This window comes from Flavobacterium arcticum, assembly GCF_003344925.1.
In the GTDB taxonomy this organism is placed as follows: Bacteria; Bacteroidota; Bacteroidia; order Flavobacteriales; family Flavobacteriaceae; genus Flavobacterium; species Flavobacterium arcticum.
Map to the genome: position 1 here is coordinate 1,795,966 of NZ_CP031188.1, position 18,904 is coordinate 1,814,869.

Sequence of the window (18,904 nt, forward strand, 5' to 3'; positions counted from 1 at the left end):
TAGTAGATATTTAGGTTTTAATTAAGAGCTGGTTTCATACCCAGTTCTTTTAAATGTTTAAAGTGGGCTGCTACAGCTTCGCGCATAGTTGTAAACTCATGATATGGCAGGTTATGTTCGCGCGCCGTTTCTTTTACAATTTTAGCAATTTCGCTATAGTGTATATGGCTTATATTCGGGAAAATATGGTGCTCTATCTGGTGGTTAAGTCCGCCCGTAAACCAGTTTACAATTTTGTTTTTAGGAGCAAAGTTAGCAGTAGTATACAATTGGTGTACCGCCCAAGTATTTTCCATTTCACCGTTTTCATCAGGGACAGGGTTTTGTGTTTCTTCTACTACGTGTGCTAACTGAAAAACAACACTTAATATTAATCCGGCTGTATAGTGCATTACAAAAAAGCCTATAAGTACTTTCCACCATACTATGCCTAATAACATTGGTACTACAAACCATACTAGTACATAAAGCAATTTTGTTACTACAAGTACCGTCCATTGTTTTACAGGACTACGAAATTTACCGTAAGATAAACCTCTTTTAATATAGTTTCTCATTTGTTTAATATCGGTAGTCAATGCCCAGTTAAAGGTTAGTAAACCATATAAAAATATAGAGTAGTAGTGCTGAAACTTGTGGAGTTTCATCCATTTAGCATGTTGCGTAAAACGAATCACTCTACCAGCATCTAAATCTTCGTCATGTCCATGAATGTTAGTATAGGTGTGGTGTAATACATTGTGTTGTACTTGCCAGTTGTAAACATTACCTGCCAATAGGTAAATACTACCACCCATAATTTCGTTTAGCCACGATTTAGAAGAATAAGAGCCATGGTTAGCATCGTGCATTACATTCATACCTATACCAGCCATACCTATACCCATAAGAATGGTGAGCAATAATTGCCCCCAAACAGGTATGCTAAGGGTTAGCAATATAAAGTAAGGCGCTAGTAACGCAGCAAACATTATTATGGTTTTAAGGTGTAGTTTCCAGTTTCCAGTTTTTTTAAGGTTATTTTCCTTAAAGTATTCGTTTACACGCTTGTTAAGTGTCCTGAAAAATTTTATGGAGTCTCTTTTAGAGAATACGGGAGGGGTTATGTTCATAATCTAATGTAAAAAATTCTATAGTTTTCAAAGGTAGTTATTAATGCGTATTTAAGCATGTAAATTGATCGAATTTTGTTATGTGAAATGCTTACTTTTGTTAAAAATTAAAAATAATGCAGGAGATAATCAGGCAATTCCCAAACCTTACCGAAACTCAGTTAGAACAATTTGCACAACTCGAAGCACTATACACGGACTGGAACGCAAAAATAAACGTAATATCGCGCAAGGATATTGATGCTTTATATACAAAACACGTACTACACTCGCTAGGTATAGCAAAAGTAATGCCGTTTAAACCAGGGGCAACTGTTCTAGATGTGGGTACTGGAGGTGGTTTTCCTGGTATACCGCTGGCAATACTATATCCTGAAACTGATTTTTACTTGATAGATGTTATCGCTAAGAAAATTAAGGTAGTACAAGAAGTTGCCGCTGCACTTGGTCTTACCAATGTAGAAGCGGAACAAAAACGCGCTGAAAATGTTATAGGAGAATTTGATTTTATTGTGAGTCGTGCTGTAACGAATATGCCCGATTTTGTAAAATGGGTTAGAGGTAAGGTGAAAAAAGAGCAAAATCATGATTTGCCAAACGGTGTACTATACCTGAAAGGGGGCGACCTTACAGAGGAGTTACAAGTATTCCAGAAAGTAACGTTATACAATTTATCAGATTATTTTACTGATGAGTTTTTTGAAACCAAAAAAGTAGTGCACTTAGCTATGAAATATAAGGTGTGAGTTAGTAGTTTTGCCAACTTGTTAAAAAGCAACTGTTTTATCAAGTCACTATTTAGATGATAGAGTCGCTTATAGCGACTCTATCATCTAAATTTAAAGACTTTTATTAATTAAGCCATAATTGCGCCCCAGCATTACTAACTCTTGATTTTTTTCTGCTTTCTCTTCGGGATTTTTCCAAATGATTGAATTTATAGCGGTTTTATTTATACTGAAAAACTTTTCAAATATTAGGTCTTTTTCATTTGTATCAATACTTTCCGTAGACAATAACAGGTTAACAAATTTTTCTAAATGCGGTAGATTATGGTCTAATGTCAATTGCTCGTGTATAAAGAATGTTTTTTGTTGTTCCGTACCTTCACTAATTAGTGGTTTGTAAATTAAAATCATCCACATATTTTTTAGATTGGTATCATAATCACTACCTTTTGATAAATTTACATCTTGCTTGTATAGTGTTATCAAATCGCTGAGTGTTTCGACTTCTTGTTGACCTGATAGAACCTTTTTTATAAACATTCCTTCAGGTACGGAACCCTTTTCTGCATTTTCAGCTCGTAATGATATTTGGTTTAAATCAGTATCATTCGAATTTGTTGCTTTATCTTCACTGCAGCTAATTAGTGTTGCTGCAAATATTACTATGTATAAATACTTATATTTCATACTTTAAATGTTTTGTGCTTAAGCTGCATTATCAGGGCAGCAGTCGTTTTGTGCTTCATTTGGGTCTTCATATACGGTTGTACTTGTAATAGTGTATGTACCGTTACCATTGTCTCTCCAAGTCATAGATATAGCAGGTTGTGCAAGTGAGGTAAGAACAAGTCCTGGTTCACAACACTTTGATTCTAATTGACCTGAGCCTAAGACACTATATTCAATAGTTAGTCCGTCCTTTTTTTCACCACAGCCACATCTTTCTGCATGAGCTATGTTCCAAAAGCTAAATATAAATAAGAGTAAATACAATTTTCTCATAATGAATAATTTTTTAGTTAATAATCAGCAACTTACGTAAATTGCTAGATAATAAATGTTAATAATAAGTTAATTATTTTTTTAATAAAAATAATTATTTGATACAACCAAATAGAGAGTAAAGAAAATTGAAGATTATTAAAGGCGACTGCTTGCAATACTTCAGACTATATTTACTGATGAGTTTTTTGAAACCAAAAAAGTAGTGCACTTAGCTATGAAGTATAAGGTGTAGTTTTTTTATTTAGGTGGTTAATAATCCTAAATTTTACGGCAATATAACTTCGATTAACTATTGTTTGGTTTTTTATCTAAAAGTTTACATGTCATATAGTTGCTTATAATTAGTATTTATTTAGTTTTGGCAAGTGTTAAAAAAATAACAAAACAAAAAAACAAAAATTATGAAAGGAATAAAACAATTTACTCTTTTATTGGTAATGTCTTTTATTTGTGCGAATGTACAAGCACAAGTAGAGAAAGCAGCAGTAGTAACTTTTTACACCAATAAAGTAGTTGGGTTTTCTGAAATTTCTGGAGTGGGTACAGGCGCTATATTAGAAAAGGTTTTAAATCTTAGTGAAGATCCTGATTTTAATTTAGAACCATTGCTAAACAAGTTTCACGATCAGTTTTTTACTAAGTACGCAAAAGATTTTCAGTATGATTTTCTACCAGAAGATGAGGTGACAAATGATCCGGAGTACGTGAATTTTGTACCTAGTATGTTAGGTGTAGAAACAAAAGAAAACGATAGACTTTTAACTTATGGCGACTATAAAGCTATTTATGAAGGTGCGCTTGGTAAAGCAAATGAAGAGGGAATGGCTGAAATATTTAAAGATAAAGTAGACAGAATAATATATGTAAGCTTTAGCTTCGATCTTTTACCTACTACAGTTGGTCCATTACTTAAAATAAGAGCTAGAATGCGTATAGCTGTATATGATAAAGAAGGGGAAAAAATATTTGTAATAAGAGAAGGGGCAAATTCTAAACAAAAAGTACTAAGTGTTGGAGGTATTCCCATATTGAACTCGAGTGAAATATTGCCTATGTGTGAGAGTGCCCTTGAGGAGCTAATGAAGGATATGGACAAGAAATTAGAAAGGAAAATTCTTAAAAACTTAAAGAAGAAAAGTTAATTTCTCTAAATAGATTTTTAGATTATATTTAAATATAAAAAGCTCTTACTTATACAGGTAAGAGCTTTCTGTTTAAATAGATTTGAATTTGACGATGAATTTTTTGAAATAATGAAAGTGGTACACCTTTTCGATGAAAATAGGATTACACTATAAAGCAATCTGTAAGTCTATTTAGATTGATTTGTGCTTGATATAGTGAAATAAAAAATCCCCAAATAATCAATTTGGGGATTTTTTTTAGAGTTGTTAGATTGCTTCGTTATCTCGCAATGACTAATATGGTATTATTCTCCTAAGAAAGGATATCTGTAATCTGTAGGGGTTACAAGAGTTTCTTTTATAGTTCTTGGCGATACCCAACGCAATAGGTTAAGTATAGAACCAGCTTTATCATTAGTACCTGATGCTCTAGCGCCACCAAATGGCTGCTGACCTACTACTGCACCTGTCGGCTTATCGTTAATATAGAAGTTACCAGCACAGTTCTCTAGTGCTTTAGTAGCTTGTTCTATAGCATAACGGTCTTGGCTAAATACAGCACCTGTTAATGCATAAGGAGAGGTTTCATCAACTAATTTTAATGTCTCTTCCCATTTAGCATCTTCATATACATATATAGTAAGTACAGGGCCAAAAAGCTCTGTGTACATTGTTTCATACTGTGGGTTTGTAGTTACAATAACTGTAGGAGCTATAAAATATCCTTCAGATTTGTCATAAGTACCACCTACTATAATTTCTGCATCGTTAGCTGCTTTTGCAGCGTCAATATATTTCGCTAATTTATCAAAAGAAGCTTCGTGTATTACAGATGTAATAAAGTTCGAAGGGTCTTCTGGAGAGCCCATTTTCATCGACTTAACATCGTTTACTAAATGCTCTTTTACTGCACCCCAAATTGATTGAGGAATGTAAGCTCTTGATGCAGCAGAACATTTTTGTCCTTGAAACTCAAAAGCGCCTCTTGATAGTCCTGTGGCTACTTGCGCCGGGATAGATGAAGGGTGTGCAATTATAAAATCTTTACCACCTGTTTCGCCTACAATTTTAGGGTATGTTTTGTAAATACCTTTACCCATATTAGCACCTATTTTTGCCCAAATACCATTAAATACAGTTGTAGAACCTGTGTAATGTACTCCAGCAAAATCTGGACTTGCCATAAGTGTATCTGTTATCATAACAGGGTCACCATGCACCATATTAATAACGCCATCTGGTACACCAGCAAGCTTAAATACTTCCATAATTATGTTAGCACTATATACTTGTGCAGCACTTGGCTTCCATACTACTACATTACCCATAAGGGCAGGTGCAGCAGGTAAGTTACCAGCAATAGCGGTAAAGTTAAACGGTGTAATGGCATAGATAAAACCTTCTAATGGGCGGTGCTCTAGTCTATTCCAAATACCTTCAGATGATATCGGTTGTTCAGCATAAATTTGCGTCATGAACTCTACATTAAAACGTAGGAAGTCTATAAACTCACACGCAGCATCAATTTCTGCTTGGTGTACTGTTTTAGCTTGCGCTATCATAGTAGACGCATTTATTTTTGCTCTATATGGTCCTGCCAAAAGATCTGCAGCTTTAAGAAATATAGCAGCTCTTTGTTCCCATGCCATGCTCGCCCATTTTTTACGAGCTTCGAGTGCAGCATCAATAGCTTGCTCTACGTGTTTTTTTTCTGCTTCATGGTAAGTACCCACTACTTTTTTATGGTCAAAAGGAGGGTTCATTGTTTGTGTTTTCCCTGTACGTACCTCTTCGCTGCCTATATACATAGGTACATCTACAGTAGTAGCATACATTTCTTTAAAGGTGGCAAGTACTTGCTCTCTCTCTTTAGTTCCTGGTGCGTAAGATAATACAGGTTCGTTAAACGCATCTGGTACATTATAAATTCCTTTTGGCATAATAATATAGTGTTTTTATAAAGTATTAAAAAATTAACGTATCGCAAATATACAAGAAATTATTGTTCTTATAATTGCAAATACAGTAACGAAAAGGGTGTAATATAAAGATATTGTTAATTTAGTGCAAAAGGAGCACTAAGCCTAAAAGTAGGCACAATAACCTTAAAAGAACGGGTAGAAGTAAAGTTAACCATATTAAAATATCCTCTCATGGCTCCAAAGGGTGAGGCAAGAAGACAACCAGAGCTATAAATATGTTTTTCGCCTGGTTTTAATACTGGTTTTTTACCAATAACGCCCTCGCCATCTACAGTTTCGAGATCATTAAGTGAGTCTAATATTTCCCAATGGCGCGTGTTAAGTTGTACAGAGTCTTTACTCTGGTTCTCTATAGTAATTTCGTAGCTGAAGGCAAACTGTATTCTGTAATTCTTGAAGTATGTCCCTTCAAAACTAGTGGAAACAGATATTTTAATGCCTCTTGTTATTTGTGATACCATAAAAAATGCTTTACCCTCTCAAAGGTACAAAATTAAATAGTGTAGTGTAATGTTTCAAATATTAAATTAACAGTAATGTTGTTTTAACTCTTTGAAAATTAATTAATAATGTTTTCAGAATTTGCAGATCCTATACCGATAACTCTATCATAACGTTCGCTATTTCGTCTGTAGTATACAAGTATGGTATAATCATTCTCTGTTTGGTAAAAGTTACCATCTATAGCATCTTCTTCATTTATAACGCCACGCTTATCGGCAGCTACATACATATAATTATTAAACCCTTGTTTCATCATAATGGCTTTCTTATACGTTGCAGTCTCCCTATCATATTCCATTCTATACTCCTCTGTTTTGGCATAATTGTTAAACATACCACACACATAAATATCTTGTTTCCCGAAATAAGCAGGAGCTTTTAGACTAAAGAACATCCATGCATAATCCGACTCAAGATTTACATTTTCTACATTTAGTCTGGTGTTGTTTATAAAAAAATTGCCATTTATGTCAGGGAAATAAGTGTAAGGTTTGTTGGCTCTTGCCTCGTTGGTATATAATATATTGTTGTAAATTTCGCCTGCTGTTATTCGCAATACATTGTTTACAGCATTACGTATATCTTTGTTGTCAAAATATAGGTATTCATTACCTGCCCAAAACTGTGTTTCTTTGTCATACCTATATATAAGGTCGTTACCAATGGTGTATTGTGGTTTAATGTTGTATACAGCATTATCTAAGCGCCCGTTTTGAAAAAGTGCCACTTTTACATTTTGCAATGGACTCTGGAAGGTTATTGCCTCTGTTTTTATAGAAAAATCAAGGTTGTGTTTTTCTTCTCTATGCTCCATGTTTCTTGTCCTTTTTACCTGCATAGGTACAGAAACTTGGTTTTCATAAATGATGATTTTTCGAGTAAATACAACCTCTCGGTCTTCATTTAGTATTTTCAGCATATAGTTTCCGCTGAGTAGTATTCGGGTAAATTTATTAGGTAAAGAAAGCGTATAGCGCGAATAGATTTGTAGTGTATTAAAGGAGTTTTGATAATTTTGTATTCTTTGATTATCAAATCCTTCTATATAATCGTTAATAGAAAGCTGCGACGAAGGTGTCCAGTTGTAATTACAGTGTGTAAGCGAATAATAATAGTTTGCTTCATTACCAAAAAGATCATCAAAAGTAAGCTGGAAAGATTCTCCAAGCTTAAAAAATGGATAAACATTTTCGTCGTTTTGCCTAAACGAAACCGTTTTTATATTATATGGTGGTGGTGTTTCTTGTTGTACTTGCGCATTAATTATAAAGGGCATTAACAGCAACAGCACTATTTTAAATGACCGGAAAAAAGGATTAATCATTACAGCAACGTTTTATTTTCGTGAACGTAAATATACTAAATATATTATACTAGCCACTTAACAAGAATACTTTGCATAGTAATATTAACCCTTAAAGCAAACGGGTATTATTTCGCCTTTGGCTAGGCAATAACGCACTACATCTTGTGGGAGTATTTTATTGGTATAATCTTCTTCGGTGACCTTAAAGCCTATACTACGTAATTTATCGAAATAATCACGACCGTATACTCTTACGTGGTCATATTGCCCGAAAATACGAGCACGCTCTTTTGGGTCGGTAATGCTGTCGTCCTCAAAAGTCACGTCACGGTTTAGATCTTGTGGTATCTGGAAAATGCCCATACCGCCAGGTCGTAATACTCTATATAGTTCCTGCATTGCTTTTGTGTCGTCAGGAATATGTTCCAGTACATGGTTACACAATATCATATCATAACTATTGTCTTTAAAAGGCAGGTTACAAATGTCTGCTTTTACATCTGCGAGTGGCGAGTTTAGGTCGGTAGTAGTATAATCTAGGTTTTTCTGATTACGAAAGCGTTTATAAAATGCTTGTTCAGGTGCAAAATGCAATACTTTTTTAGGAGCAGTAAAAAAATCAGTTTCGTTTTTTAAATATAACCATAACAAGCGATGCCTTTCTAAAGAAAGAGTGCTTGGCGACAATACATTATTACGTTGATGCCCGTAGCCATAAGGCAAGAAGTTTTTAAAACCCTTGCCGTCTATAGGGTCAGTATAGGTATTGCCTTTTAAGGCTAAAGCCAAAACAGGGCGCACTACATAGCTAAGCCTTATAAGTAGTGGTCTTGGTATAGTATTTAGTACTAGTCTGAATAATTTTTTCATGAAAATTATATAACTAGCGGTGTAGCTCTGAATTCATTTTCTTCATCACTTTCTATGCCTAATGCCTGATATACATAAGCAAAAGTAGAAAGCAGTTCTGGCTTACCGTTTACTAAGGCTACATCATGCTCAAAGTGTGCGCTTGGTTTACCATCGCGGGTTACTATAGTCCAGCCGTCTTTAAGTGTTTTTATGTTTTTAGTACCCATGTTTATCATTGGCTCTATGGCAACTACCATACCTTCTATAAACTTTTTACCTTTACCACGTTTACCATAGTTTGGCATATTTGGGTCTTCGTGCATTTTTTTACCTAAACCATGTCCTACAAGTTCGCGTACTACACCATAACCATGAGCCTCAGTATATCGTTGTATAGCATTGCCTACATCTTCTACGCGATTTCCTATCTTAAATTCACGAATCCCTTCATAAAGCGATTCTTTAGTTATTTTAAGTAGTTTTCGAGTATCTTCTGCTACCTCGCCTATCTCAAATGTGTAGGCATGGTCGCCATAATATTCGTTTTTAATAGCGCCACAATCTACCGATACAATATCGCCTTCTTCAATAGGTCTATTAGTTGGTAACCCATGTACTACTTGTTCATTAACGCTAGTAAGTAGGGTAGATGGGCAACCGTATAGTCCTAAAAAACCAGGTACTGCACCGTTATCTCTTATAAAAGTTTCGGCAAGTTTATCTAGTTGAAGTGTAGTTATTCCAGGTTTTATCTCGGTGGCTATCATGCCAAGTGTTTTAGAAACAATTAATGCACTTTCGCGCATTAGTTCTATTTCTTCTTGTGTTTTAGGTATAATCATTGCATCAATTTTCAGTCTGCAAAAGTAACTAATTAAAATTATTTAATCAGGATTAGCCATTATTTTAAACAGTTCGGCATTTGATAGTAGATAACGGTTTTCAAGAGCTATTTGCTCTATGCGTGAACTTACTAGTTTATTTTCGCGCGAGTTGATGAGAAACAATGAGCTTTCTCCAAAAGAAAACAATCGTTCTTCTGAACGTAACATTGTCGAGTAGCTTTCTACAAGCTCATCAATTATGTTTTTTTGCTTTTGCAGCGAAGTAATTTCTGTTTGTTGTGCCTCAATTTTATTTTTTAGGTTCAAACGTTCATTATCAATTTCTAGTTTTGTGTCTTGTATTTTTAGTTTTGCCAGCTTTAGTTTTCCTCTTTCTTTTCTCAAAAAAACAGGAAAGGCAAAGTTGACCCCGAATTTATAATCGTTAAAACGATAATTGTCAAAGTTTGATGGTTCTGATAGGTAATGATAGCCCACATCTATTTTAGGTAATAGCATGTTTGCCTGTAGTTTTCGCTCTACTTCTAATATAGCCGCTTTGCTTTGTAGTGAGGTTATCTTAGGATGATTATCTACCATTGTGGTTTCGGTAATAAGATTATTGGTTTTTAAGGTTTCTTTTACCGTAGCCATAAGGTTTTCTTCTGGTAGTAGGGTATCTTCTAGTTCGATAGGTATATCATTAATCCAGAGGTAATTAGCAAGTTTTAGTTTTGCTTTGGCAAGTTTTAGCTTTGCATTTTCTAAGTTTAATCTTCTGTTTTTTACGGTTATGCCTGCTTCTATACTATCTATAGCCCGCTTGTCACCTTGCTCTATAAGTTGCAATACACCATTATAGCGCGTGCGGGCATAGGTTAAATAATTTTCATACAGTACAGTTTCATTATGGCTTTTTTTCCAATCAAAGTAAGCTGCTGCGGCATCATAAAGTACATTAATTGCTTTTAGTTTTCGGTCAGCATCACTAAGTTGCAGTTGTATTTTTGCTGTTCTTACATCTGCCATACGTTGATTAATAAAAAGTCCTTGTCCAAGTGGTACGGTAATGCCTAGCGATGTAAGTCCTTGGTTTGGAGTAGTGTTTTGTGGGTTTAAGTAAATGCCTTCGCTGTTATCAAATCCCGCTTTTACCTCTATGCCATACCATGTTGGTATTTTAAAACTACTAGTAAGTAGTGAGTAATACTCTTTGTCTGTAAAGTCTTTTTCGTTATAATCTACTTCTATTTTTGGGTCAAAACCACCACGTGCCTGCATTAGTCCTGCTTGTGCTTTGTCTATCTCTAGGTTGGCTTGTTTTACAATAGGATGGTATTTTTTCACATACCCCAAATACTCATTAAACGTGAGTGTGTTACTGTCAAAATCTTGCGCATTAACAGTAATTAGGCATAAAAAGAATGCTAAAAAGCAGTAGGTATAACTCTTTATTATCATTGTTTTACTTTTTATCTTTAGTGTTTTCGCTACCGTTTATTGATTTATAATAATTAGGAGGGAAGCCATTTAGGGTTCTCCATATTTCATACCATACAGGTACGGTATCAAGTAATGCTATGGTTTGTGCTCCTGCGCCTATACTAAGCTGTTCGGGCCACTTTTGTTCGTCGTTATCTGGGGCTATAAGTATTCTATATTTCCCGTTAGGGCTTATAAAGTTTTCTATTGCCACAACACGCCCTCCAAAAGTACCATAAGACATTCCTGGCCATCCTGAAAATACAATGGTAGGCCATCCATCAAACCATACTCTTACCTTTTCGCCCTTACTTATAAGTGGTAAATCCATAGGGTTTACATAGGTTTCTACAGCAATGTCATAGCCCGAAGGCATTATACTTACTATAGGTGTACCTTCTTTAATGGTTTCGCCAAGTCCTGCTAATAATGCACGGTTTACATACCCTGTTTGTGGGGCTTTTATGTAATACATACCATTACGAATACTGTAGTTTACATATTGGTTTTCTAGTTTACTTACTTGTGCTTCGGTATCATACTTGTTGCTAAGTGCAGTAAACTTATCACTGTCTGCTTTAGATATTTTTTCGGCATACTCAGCCATAAGACGGTTAATTTCTACCTTCGAATTAATCAGGTCATTTTTTGCAGCAAGTAATTTATTTTCTTGTGTAATTATTTTAGCTTCAGATGCTTGTAGTTTTAATCTTTTTTCTTCTACATCAGTAAGCGGTTTTAGTCCTTCGCCATTAAGTTGTTGCGCTCGTTTAAACTGTGTTTCGGCAATGCGAAGCTGTGTTTTTACCGCCTCTAAATCCATACTGTCGCTTTTTACCTTTAGTTCTGACTGTCTTATCTTGTTTTGAGCTTGTTCTAGTTTTAAGTTCTTTTCTCTCTCTAAAGACCCCATTTGTGTTTCGAGCGCTCCTACTTTTCCACTATAAGAATCTACCGCCATTTTTTTAGCATCTACCTGTTGTTTGGTATTGGCTATCAGGTTAGGGTCAAAATAATCATCCTTAGTTTCGGATATGAAAAGGATAGTATCACCTTTTTGTACAAAATCGCCTTCTTGCACATACCATTTCTCTATACGTCCTGCAATAGCGCTATGTATTGTTTGTGGTCGTTGGTCAGGCTTTAAGGTGGTTACAGATCCAGACCCAGATATGTTTTGTGTCCATGGTAAAAAAAGAGCTATAAGCCCTACAATTGATAAAACAATTATAAGTTTATTTAATATTTTATAATGTGGTCGGTTTACAAGGTTGTCTACCGTTTTATACTTCCCTTTGGTTATATATACTTGGTTATTGTCAGATATATTTAACATCGCATTTAAAGTTTAAGGTCTTCTACAATTTCTCCGTTACTCATTATAATTTGTCTGTCACATTTCGATTTCCAGTAATTGTTTACTGACGATACAATAACAGTCCATTCGTGCTCATTGGCAAAAAGAAAATCAATTATTGCTTTTGCGGTAGGCTTATCCATTTTATCTGTAGGATCTTCTAAGAATAGTATTTTTGGTTTATGTATTATGTTTCTTGCTAGTAATATTTTTTGTGCATTTGATGCCGATAATTGTCTACCATCAGGATGTATTTGGGTATCTAGCCCTTGTGGTAGTGTTTTTATAAAAGGAGAAAGACGAACGCTATCTAAAGCCCAGCGAAGCGTTTCGGGGGTTATAGTAGGGTCGTTAAACGTTATGTTTTCTAATATTGTACCTTCAAATGGGGTTTCGCCCTGTATTATAATTCCTGTTTGTGAGCGATATAGGTCTTTGTCAATTTTATTAAACCTACCATCATTAATATAAAATGCTCCATAATCGGGTTGTAAATAACCCGATAGCATTCGTACTAATGTAGATTTTCCTGAACCGTTCCCGCCACTAATACATATCTTTTCGCCAGGATGTATGCAAAGCGATATGTTTTTAAGTGCATTTTTATCAGAATCAGGATAACGATACTGAATGTTATCCATCTCTAATGTTAAGTGTTTTTGTGGTGTTGTATTTTTTATTTTCGATGGTTCTTCTATGCCTAGATCTACTACTTGTCCTATTTTTTCTATTGAGGTAAGCACATCATAAAAAGTTTCTAGCCCTATAATTATTTTTTCGACAGAGTTGATTACTAAAAGAATAATGATCTCTGCAGCAACAAACTGCCCAATGTTCATTTGTTGTTGTAATACCAAATAACCCCCAATGGATAGTAACCCCGCTGTGATGATAACCTTAAAGATGATTAATTGTGAATACTGTTTCTTTATAACATTAAAATGTTTTTCTCTGTAGTTTATATAATCATTTGCTAGGTTGTCATTTTTGGTAAGCGCATAATTAAAATTAAGTTGCTTTTTAAAACTGCTATTGTTTCGTGCTATTTCCTGTATCCAGTAAGCGGCTTTATATTTAAATTTAGATTCTTTCATACTAGTGTCAAGCCCTGTAGCAAATGAGAATTTAAAGATAAAATATAATAAGATTATTAAAAGCATCCCGAAGAGTATAAAAAACGGATGATATAGCGAAAGTAAGATTATACCAAAACTAATTTGTAATAAAGCCGATGAAAAATCCAGCAATAGTTTTGAGATTCCTTTTTGTATAGACAAGGTGTCAAAAAAACGATTGGCAAGCTCTGGTGGGTAATGGTTATAGAGCTCGTTAAATTTCATTTTAGGGAAACGCCATGCAAACTCAAAAGAGGAACGCACAAATATTTTTTGTTGCAAATTTTCGGTAATTCGGAGTTGCATAAGCGATAAGATACCGCCAAAGGCCACCCCTCCTGTTACTACAACAATAAGCACTATCCAAGACACACTTACTTGACCACTTTGTATAAAGTTTACAATAGCCTGTATGCCTAGTGGTAATGAGAGGCTTATAAGACCAGCAAATGCAGCATAAAAGAGTATTTGAGTAACGTCTTTTTTATCTAACTTTAGTAAGTTGAAAAATCGTTTTAATGGTGTCATGACTATTTATTTTTTTATGATATTACTAACCAAGTGTAAGAAAAATGTACACGGGCTAATTTCTTCATTACAGTTTGTTATACTTTTAAAATGATCTTTTAAAAAGTGTTGATGCAATGCACCCTCTATAGTAGTGCTAACTAAACTCTCGGCGTAAGGATAATTTGGGTTTACCTCTTTTACAATCGCTACTATTCTTCTAATTACTCTTTTATAGATAAGAAAGAAGCCTTCGCGGTTTTCGTCGTCGACCTCCTTAGTAAGAAAGGTTTTAGAGAACTCTGTAATGATTATTTTATTTAATATAGATTCATTTATATGAGCTGTACTTTCGTCATCCTCAATTTTTTCAGTAACTATAGTTATGGCTTTTGTTAATTTTTCAAAAGGGTCAGGTATATTAGCTGTTGTAAAAATAAGTTTATATTCCATCCAGCTCCAGTACCAAGATGATAGGTAGACTAATAGTTTGTGCTTGTTTTCAAAATATCGGTACAATGAGCTTTCGTTTGACCCTATTCGTTCGCCCAATTTTTTGAAAGTAAAATTATCAAACCCTAACTCATCAATAAGTAGGATGCTTTCCTTTATAATTTTTCTGCCTAATGCTGAGGTTTCAGGATCTTTTACATAAATCTTGTCATTAACCTGAATTTTTATATTTGAAAGGAATGTTTTCATGAATGAAATTGTTTAACGCAAATATAATAGTAATACTATTAATAAAGAAATTTTAACTTTTAATTATATTTTGTTGAACTTGGTTTTAACTGAGAAATATCATGTTTTGTATTTGTAATAGACTGTAATTTTGTAATAAATTTTTTAGGTATGAGTAAATATGTTACTGCGGCAGAAGCCGTACAAATTGTAAAATCTAATAATAGGGTATATATACAAGCTGCTGCTGCAACCCCAACGGTATTAACAAAAGCTTTGACAGCACGGGCTAGTGAATTGCATAATGTAGAAATATGTCACTTGCACACCGAAGGTGAAGCGCCGTATGCAAACCCTGAGTTTAGTAATAGCTTTCATGTAAATTCTTTTTTTATCGGGAAAAATGTAAGACATACACTGGCAGCAGGTAATGGTTCTTATACGCCTGTGTTTTTGAGTGAGTTGCCAAGGCTATTCCGTAAAAATGTATTACCATTAGATGTAGCTTTCATACACGTGTCGCCACCCGATAATCACGGGTATTGTTCTCTCGGGGTATCTATAGAGGCTACTGTTGCTGCTATAGAAAATTCTAATTATGTAGTGGCACAGGTAAACTCACAAATGCCACGCACCTTTGGCGATGGTGTAATTCATGTATCTGAAATTAATTATTTAGTAGAGGTAGATATGCCAATATATGGGCATGAGCCCGATGCTATAACAGAGCAAGAAGCTAAGATAGGTATTCATGTAGCCTCGCTTATAGAAGATGAAAGCACTTTACAAATGGGGATAGGCTCTATACCTAATGCAGCTTTGGCAAACCTGACAAATCATAAAAATTTGGGGTTGCATACCGAGATGTTTTCGGATGGGGTTATAGACTTGATAGAAAGCGGTGTGATTAATTGTAATTATAAAGGGACAGTAAGGGGTAGGGCACTTGCTACATTTTTAATAGGTTCTAAACGACTGTATGATTTTGTAGATGATAACCCTTTTATAGAAATGCGTGAATCGTCTTTTGTAAATGATACATCTGTTATCCGAAAAAATAAAAAAATGGTTGCTATTAATTCAGCTATCGAGGTTGACTTGACGGGTCAGGTTTGTGCCGATTCTATAGGGTGCCGAATGTACTCTGGTGTAGGCGGACAAATGGATTTTATTCGTGGCGCTGCACTTAGCGAAGGGGGTAAAGCAATTATCGCACTGCCATCTGTCACAAAAAAGGGGGCGAATAGAATTGTACCTTTCTTAAAACAAGGTGCAGGCGTAGTTACTACGCGCTCTCATGTGCAGTATATCGTTACCGAATATGGTATTGCCGACTTGTATGGTAAAACATTAAAACAGCGCGCCGAAGCGCTTATCAATATAGCGCATCCTGATCATAGAGAAGCCATAGCTCGTGAGTATTTTGATGCGTTTAATAGTTAGGTTGTTTTTTTAGATGCCTAAAATAGTGGTTGTTGAAAAGCCTGCAAAGTGTCATGCTTTGTAGGCTTTTTTATTTTGAAGGTGTTACTTTGTCAATTATATTCTGTATAAAAGAGTTTTGCGGTTCGCTGTTTTTGCCTTGATATCCGGTAGCTCTATGACTAAAAATAGAATCAGCTGCTTTAAGTAATATTTCATCTTTTTTGTCTCCGGTTGTTGTGTTGTAAAAATGAAGCGCTGATGCAAAAGAATTTTGACGTAATTCATTAATTGTTTTATTATGCATAGAAGCATTATAGTTTTTAACACAAAAAGTGATTAAATAAATATTGAGTGATATTATCAAAATCCTAAAAAATATGGATTTGAAAATTTCAAGCCAAAGAATGTGTTCTCCACAATCCGAACAAATTGTGTTATATGTGCTTAATTCTATATTACCATAGCAAGAAATATCAAAGCAAAAGTTTTCTTTAATGTAGAAAATGAGACTTACAAGAAACCCTATAGATGTTACAATACCAAACAGCCACCACCGTGCATTTTTGTTATAGTTATTTGCTATCTTTCCATAAATGTCTTCTTGTTTTTCCAGTTCCAGCTTTGTATTAACAGATTCATATCTTTCTTTCTGCTCATTTAGTTGGTGTTCTAATGAATTTTTTAAAACATCTGTTTCAGCTATTTTTCTGTTTAATAATTCACTTTGATTCTCTAACTCATTTAATTTATTTCTAATTTGTTCTGTTTTTAAAATATCTGTTTCAGCTATTTTTCTGCTTAATAGTTCATTTTCGTTTTCTAATTCACTTAATTTATCTTTAATTTTTTGTGTTTGTGAGAAATCTATTTCTTTTAGAGATTTTTCAACTAAATTCTTTACTTTACTGTAATAAACATCTTTTAATTTTTTAAATGAATCTGTAAACCTGCTTAAACCCATATATGGATCTTGTGAACTATCCAAGAATTGTTCATATTCATAAAAGAATAGACCAATATTATTTTTTTTAGATAGCTCTTCTAATACTTTTTGATGCTCTGGATAATATTTTTGTATGTTATCAATACAATCTAATACTTCATTATTAAATTCAGTTAATTCTTTCTCAACAAGTTTAAATAGTTCTTTTTCAACTCCGTTTCTGAACATTGTGAGATCGAGATTATTAATCATGCTTTTTACATCATTTAATCGATCTAAGAATTCGTTATTGTTGGGCATAATAATTTTTTTAGTTTTCTAAATTTAATAAAAAAACAACATAATATACTTTTTATGATTCTTATGTAAATACAAAAGCCTGCTCATTTATTGTGAACAGGCTTTTGTGTTTATAAAAAGTGCTGTTTATTACAGCAATGAATGCCTTGTCATAGCTTCGGGTTGTGGTATACCCATAAGTTGTAATATGGTTGGGGCAATGTCGCCCAATACACCATCGTTTATTGTTTTTAGTTCTTTATCTACTAAAATAATAGGTACAGGGTTAGTAGTATGTGCCGTGTTAGGGCTACCATCTGGGTTTATCATAGTTTCGCAGTTACCGTGGTCGGCAATAACAATAGTGGTATAGTCATTAGCAAGTGCAGCATCAATAACTTGTTTGGTACAGTCATCTACGGCTTCGCAGGCTTTAATTGCTGCTTCCATTACTCCTGTGTGTCCCACCATGTCGCCATTGGCAAAATTAAGGCATACAAAATCTACCTCGCCTTTTTGTAATTCTGGTACAAGTGCGTCCTTCAGCTCATAAGCACTCATTTCTGGCTGTAGGTCATAAGTAGCTACTTTTGGCGATGGACAAAGTAGGCGTTTTTCACCTTCAAAAGGCTCTTCGCGACCACCTGAAAAGAAAAAGGTAACATGCGGATATTTTTCAGTTTCTGCTATACGTATTTGTTTTTTGCCATGTTTGGCAACTACCTCGCCCAGCGTTTCGGTAATATTATCTTTATCATATATAACATGCATACCTTTAAAGTTATCATCATAATTAGTCATGGTAACATAGTACAGGTTCATTTTATGCATATTCTGTTCATGGATGTCAAACTGGGTTAATACCTCAGTAAGTTGTCTTCCTCTGTCAGTTCTAAAGTTAAAGAATATAACAACATCATCCTCTTCTATAGTTGCTATAGGGTTAGTGCCATCGGTAGTCATTACTATAGGTTTAATGAACTCATCGGTAACGTCTTGGTTATAGCTTTCTTGTATGCTGTCTATAGCGTTAGTAGATGGTATGCCCAACCCGTTAACCAACAGGTCGTATGCCAGTTTTACACGTTCCCATCGCTTATCGCGATCCATCGCGTAGTAGCGTCCTATAACAGAGGCAAGCTGTACTTTGGTGTCTTTTATATGGTTCTCTAAATCGGCAATAAAACTTATTCCTGATTTCGGGTCAACATCACGCCCGTCGGTAAAGGCGTGGATGTATACTTTGTCTAGTCCGTATTGTTCTGTGGCATCTACAAGTCCTTTTAAGTGCTCTATGTGCGAGTGTACTCCGCCATCAGAAACTAAACCTAATAGGTGTACTTTTTTATTGTTTTCTTTAGCGTAGGCTAATGCATCGGCTAGTGCTTTTTCTTTAATTAAAGTTTTTTCTTGTACGGCAAGGTTTATTTTAACCAAATCTTGATATACAATGCGCCCCGCACCAAGGTTCATGTGCCCAACTTCGCTGTTGCCCATTTGTCCTTCTGGCAGCCCTACGTTAAGACCATCCGTTCGTAGTGATGCACTAGGGTAGTCTTTATATAAACTGTCAATAAATGGAGTGTTGGCATTGTCTATTGCCGATACTTTTGGGTCGGGCGATTTCCCCCAGCCATCGAGTATCATCAAAATTACTTTTTTGTTCATGATGTAAGTG

The 18,904-nt window shown here is 34.7% G+C and carries 17 protein-coding genes; 3 read left to right on the forward strand and 14 right to left on the reverse strand.

Annotation, left to right across the window (positions count from 1 at the left end; all coding sequences use genetic code 11):
- Window positions 1–17: 17 nt before the first annotated feature.
- Window positions 18–1,112: a fatty acid desaturase family protein gene (locus DVK85_RS08110; protein WP_114677962.1), complete on the reverse strand. Its 1,095-nt coding sequence runs from the start codon at window positions 1,110–1,112 to the stop codon at window positions 18–20.
- Window positions 1,113–1,228: 116 nt separating this feature from the next.
- Between DVK85_RS08110 and rsmG the strand changes: the two genes are divergently transcribed.
- Window positions 1,229–1,858 (forward strand): 16S rRNA (guanine(527)-N(7))-methyltransferase RsmG, encoded by a 630-nt coding sequence (rsmG, locus tag DVK85_RS08115; RefSeq protein WP_114677963.1) that lies wholly within the window; start codon window positions 1,229–1,231, stop codon window positions 1,856–1,858.
- A gap of 93 nt (window positions 1,859–1,951) precedes the next feature.
- Here rsmG and DVK85_RS08120 read toward each other — a convergent pair whose 3' ends face one another.
- Entirely contained in the window at window positions 1,952–2,527 is a 576-nt protein-coding gene (locus DVK85_RS08120) for a hypothetical protein (RefSeq protein ID WP_114677964.1), read from the reverse strand.
- An 18-nt stretch (window positions 2,528–2,545) separates the two neighbouring features.
- On the reverse strand, window positions 2,546–2,842 hold the full coding sequence (locus DVK85_RS08125; RefSeq protein WP_114677965.1) for a hypothetical protein: 297 nt from the start codon (window positions 2,840–2,842) through the stop codon (window positions 2,546–2,548).
- A gap of 404 nt (window positions 2,843–3,246) precedes the next feature.
- Here DVK85_RS08125 and DVK85_RS08130 point away from each other — a divergent pair, with 404 nt between their 5' ends.
- A complete protein-coding gene (locus DVK85_RS08130) occupies window positions 3,247–3,987 on the forward strand; it encodes a hypothetical protein (protein WP_127960573.1) in 741 nt (246 codons plus the stop codon).
- 287 nt (window positions 3,988–4,274) lie between these two features.
- Here DVK85_RS08130 and pruA read toward each other — a convergent pair whose 3' ends face one another.
- The 9 genes from pruA to DVK85_RS08175 form a co-directional block, all read right to left on the reverse strand.
- A complete protein-coding gene (gene pruA / locus DVK85_RS08135; RefSeq protein ID WP_114677967.1) occupies window positions 4,275–5,909 on the reverse strand; it encodes an L-glutamate gamma-semialdehyde dehydrogenase in 1,635 nt (544 codons plus the stop codon).
- Window positions 5,910–6,025: 116 nt separating this feature from the next.
- Window positions 6,026–6,412 carry a Co2+/Mg2+ efflux protein ApaG gene (gene apaG, locus DVK85_RS08140; RefSeq protein ID WP_114677968.1) on the reverse strand — a complete coding sequence of 129 codons (387 nt, stop codon included), beginning with the start codon at window positions 6,410–6,412 and terminating at the stop codon, window positions 6,026–6,028.
- Window positions 6,413–6,510: 98 nt separating this feature from the next.
- Window positions 6,511–7,731, reverse strand: coding sequence for a type IX secretion system plug protein (locus DVK85_RS08145; RefSeq protein ID WP_240339607.1), 1,221 nt, complete (start codon window positions 7,729–7,731; stop codon window positions 6,511–6,513).
- Window positions 7,732–7,863: 132 nt separating this feature from the next.
- Window positions 7,864–8,631, reverse strand: coding sequence for a class I SAM-dependent methyltransferase (locus DVK85_RS08150; RefSeq protein WP_114677970.1), 768 nt, complete (start codon window positions 8,629–8,631; stop codon window positions 7,864–7,866).
- Between the two features lie 5 nt (window positions 8,632–8,636).
- Window positions 8,637–9,455, reverse strand: a complete 819-nt coding sequence (gene map, locus DVK85_RS08155) for a type I methionyl aminopeptidase (RefSeq protein WP_114677971.1) — start codon at window positions 9,453–9,455, stop codon at window positions 8,637–8,639.
- A 42-nt stretch (window positions 9,456–9,497) separates the two neighbouring features.
- A complete protein-coding gene (locus DVK85_RS08160; protein ID WP_114677972.1) occupies window positions 9,498–10,898 on the reverse strand; it encodes a TolC family protein in 1,401 nt (466 codons plus the stop codon).
- Window positions 10,899–10,902: 4 nt separating this feature from the next.
- Window positions 10,903–12,255, reverse strand: coding sequence for an HlyD family secretion protein (locus DVK85_RS08165; protein ID WP_114677973.1), 1,353 nt, complete (start codon window positions 12,253–12,255; stop codon window positions 10,903–10,905).
- Between the two features lie 5 nt (window positions 12,256–12,260).
- Window positions 12,261–13,919 carry a peptidase domain-containing ABC transporter gene (locus tag DVK85_RS08170; protein WP_114677974.1) on the reverse strand — a complete coding sequence of 553 codons (1,659 nt, stop codon included), beginning with the start codon at window positions 13,917–13,919 and terminating at the stop codon, window positions 12,261–12,263.
- 6 nt (window positions 13,920–13,925) lie between these two features.
- A complete protein-coding gene (locus DVK85_RS08175) occupies window positions 13,926–14,600 on the reverse strand; it encodes a TetR/AcrR family transcriptional regulator (protein WP_114677975.1) in 675 nt (224 codons plus the stop codon).
- A gap of 150 nt (window positions 14,601–14,750) precedes the next feature.
- Between DVK85_RS08175 and DVK85_RS08180 the strand changes: the two genes are divergently transcribed.
- A complete protein-coding gene (locus DVK85_RS08180) occupies window positions 14,751–16,022 on the forward strand; it encodes an acetyl-CoA hydrolase/transferase family protein (protein WP_114677976.1) in 1,272 nt (423 codons plus the stop codon).
- Window positions 16,023–16,092: 70 nt separating this feature from the next.
- Here DVK85_RS08180 and DVK85_RS08185 read toward each other — a convergent pair whose 3' ends face one another.
- Together DVK85_RS08185 and gpmI are read right to left on the reverse strand one after the other, a co-directional pair.
- Window positions 16,093–17,247 (reverse strand): hypothetical protein, encoded by a 1,155-nt coding sequence (locus tag DVK85_RS08185; protein WP_114677977.1) that lies wholly within the window; start codon window positions 17,245–17,247, stop codon window positions 16,093–16,095.
- 129 nt (window positions 17,248–17,376) lie between these two features.
- Entirely contained in the window at window positions 17,377–18,894 is a 1,518-nt protein-coding gene (gene gpmI / locus DVK85_RS08190; RefSeq protein WP_114677978.1) for a 2,3-bisphosphoglycerate-independent phosphoglycerate mutase, read from the reverse strand.
- Between the last annotated feature and the right edge of the window lie 10 nt (window positions 18,895–18,904).

Bases quoted from the DNA above. Each gene is read 5' to 3' on its own strand.
- DVK85_RS08110 (WP_114677962.1), bottom strand. From the start codon at position 1,112: ATGAACATAACCCCTCCCGTATTCTCTAAAAGAGACTCCATAAAATTT.
- rsmG (WP_114677963.1), top strand. From the start codon at position 1,229: ATGCAGGAGATAATCAGGCAATTCCCAAACCTTACCGAAACTCAGTTA.
- DVK85_RS08120 (WP_114677964.1), bottom strand. From the start codon at position 2,527: ATGAAATATAAGTATTTATACATAGTAATATTTGCAGCAACACTAATT.
- DVK85_RS08125 (WP_114677965.1), bottom strand. From the start codon at position 2,842: ATGAGAAAATTGTATTTACTCTTATTTATATTTAGCTTTTGGAACATA.
- DVK85_RS08130 (WP_127960573.1), top strand. From the start codon at position 3,247: ATGAAAGGAATAAAACAATTTACTCTTTTATTGGTAATGTCTTTTATT.
- pruA (WP_114677967.1), bottom strand. From the start codon at position 5,909: ATGCCAAAAGGAATTTATAATGTACCAGATGCGTTTAACGAACCTGTA.
- apaG (WP_114677968.1), bottom strand. From the start codon at position 6,412: ATGGTATCACAAATAACAAGAGGCATTAAAATATCTGTTTCCACTAGT.
- DVK85_RS08145 (WP_240339607.1), bottom strand. From the start codon at position 7,731: ATGCCCTTTATAATTAATGCGCAAGTACAACAAGAAACACCACCACCA.
- DVK85_RS08150 (WP_114677970.1), bottom strand. From the start codon at position 8,631: ATGAAAAAATTATTCAGACTAGTACTAAATACTATACCAAGACCACTA.
- map (WP_114677971.1), bottom strand. From the start codon at position 9,455: ATGATTATACCTAAAACACAAGAAGAAATAGAACTAATGCGCGAAAGT.
- DVK85_RS08160 (WP_114677972.1), bottom strand. From the start codon at position 10,898: ATGATAATAAAGAGTTATACCTACTGCTTTTTAGCATTCTTTTTATGC.
- DVK85_RS08165 (WP_114677973.1), bottom strand. From the start codon at position 12,255: ATGTTAAATATATCTGACAATAACCAAGTATATATAACCAAAGGGAAG.
- DVK85_RS08170 (WP_114677974.1), bottom strand. From the start codon at position 13,919: ATGACACCATTAAAACGATTTTTCAACTTACTAAAGTTAGATAAAAAA.
- DVK85_RS08175 (WP_114677975.1), bottom strand. From the start codon at position 14,600: ATGAAAACATTCCTTTCAAATATAAAAATTCAGGTTAATGACAAGATT.
- DVK85_RS08180 (WP_114677976.1), top strand. From the start codon at position 14,751: ATGAGTAAATATGTTACTGCGGCAGAAGCCGTACAAATTGTAAAATCT.
- DVK85_RS08185 (WP_114677977.1), bottom strand. From the start codon at position 17,247: ATGCCCAACAATAACGAATTCTTAGATCGATTAAATGATGTAAAAAGC.
- gpmI (WP_114677978.1), bottom strand. From the start codon at position 18,894: ATGAACAAAAAAGTAATTTTGATGATACTCGATGGCTGGGGGAAATCG.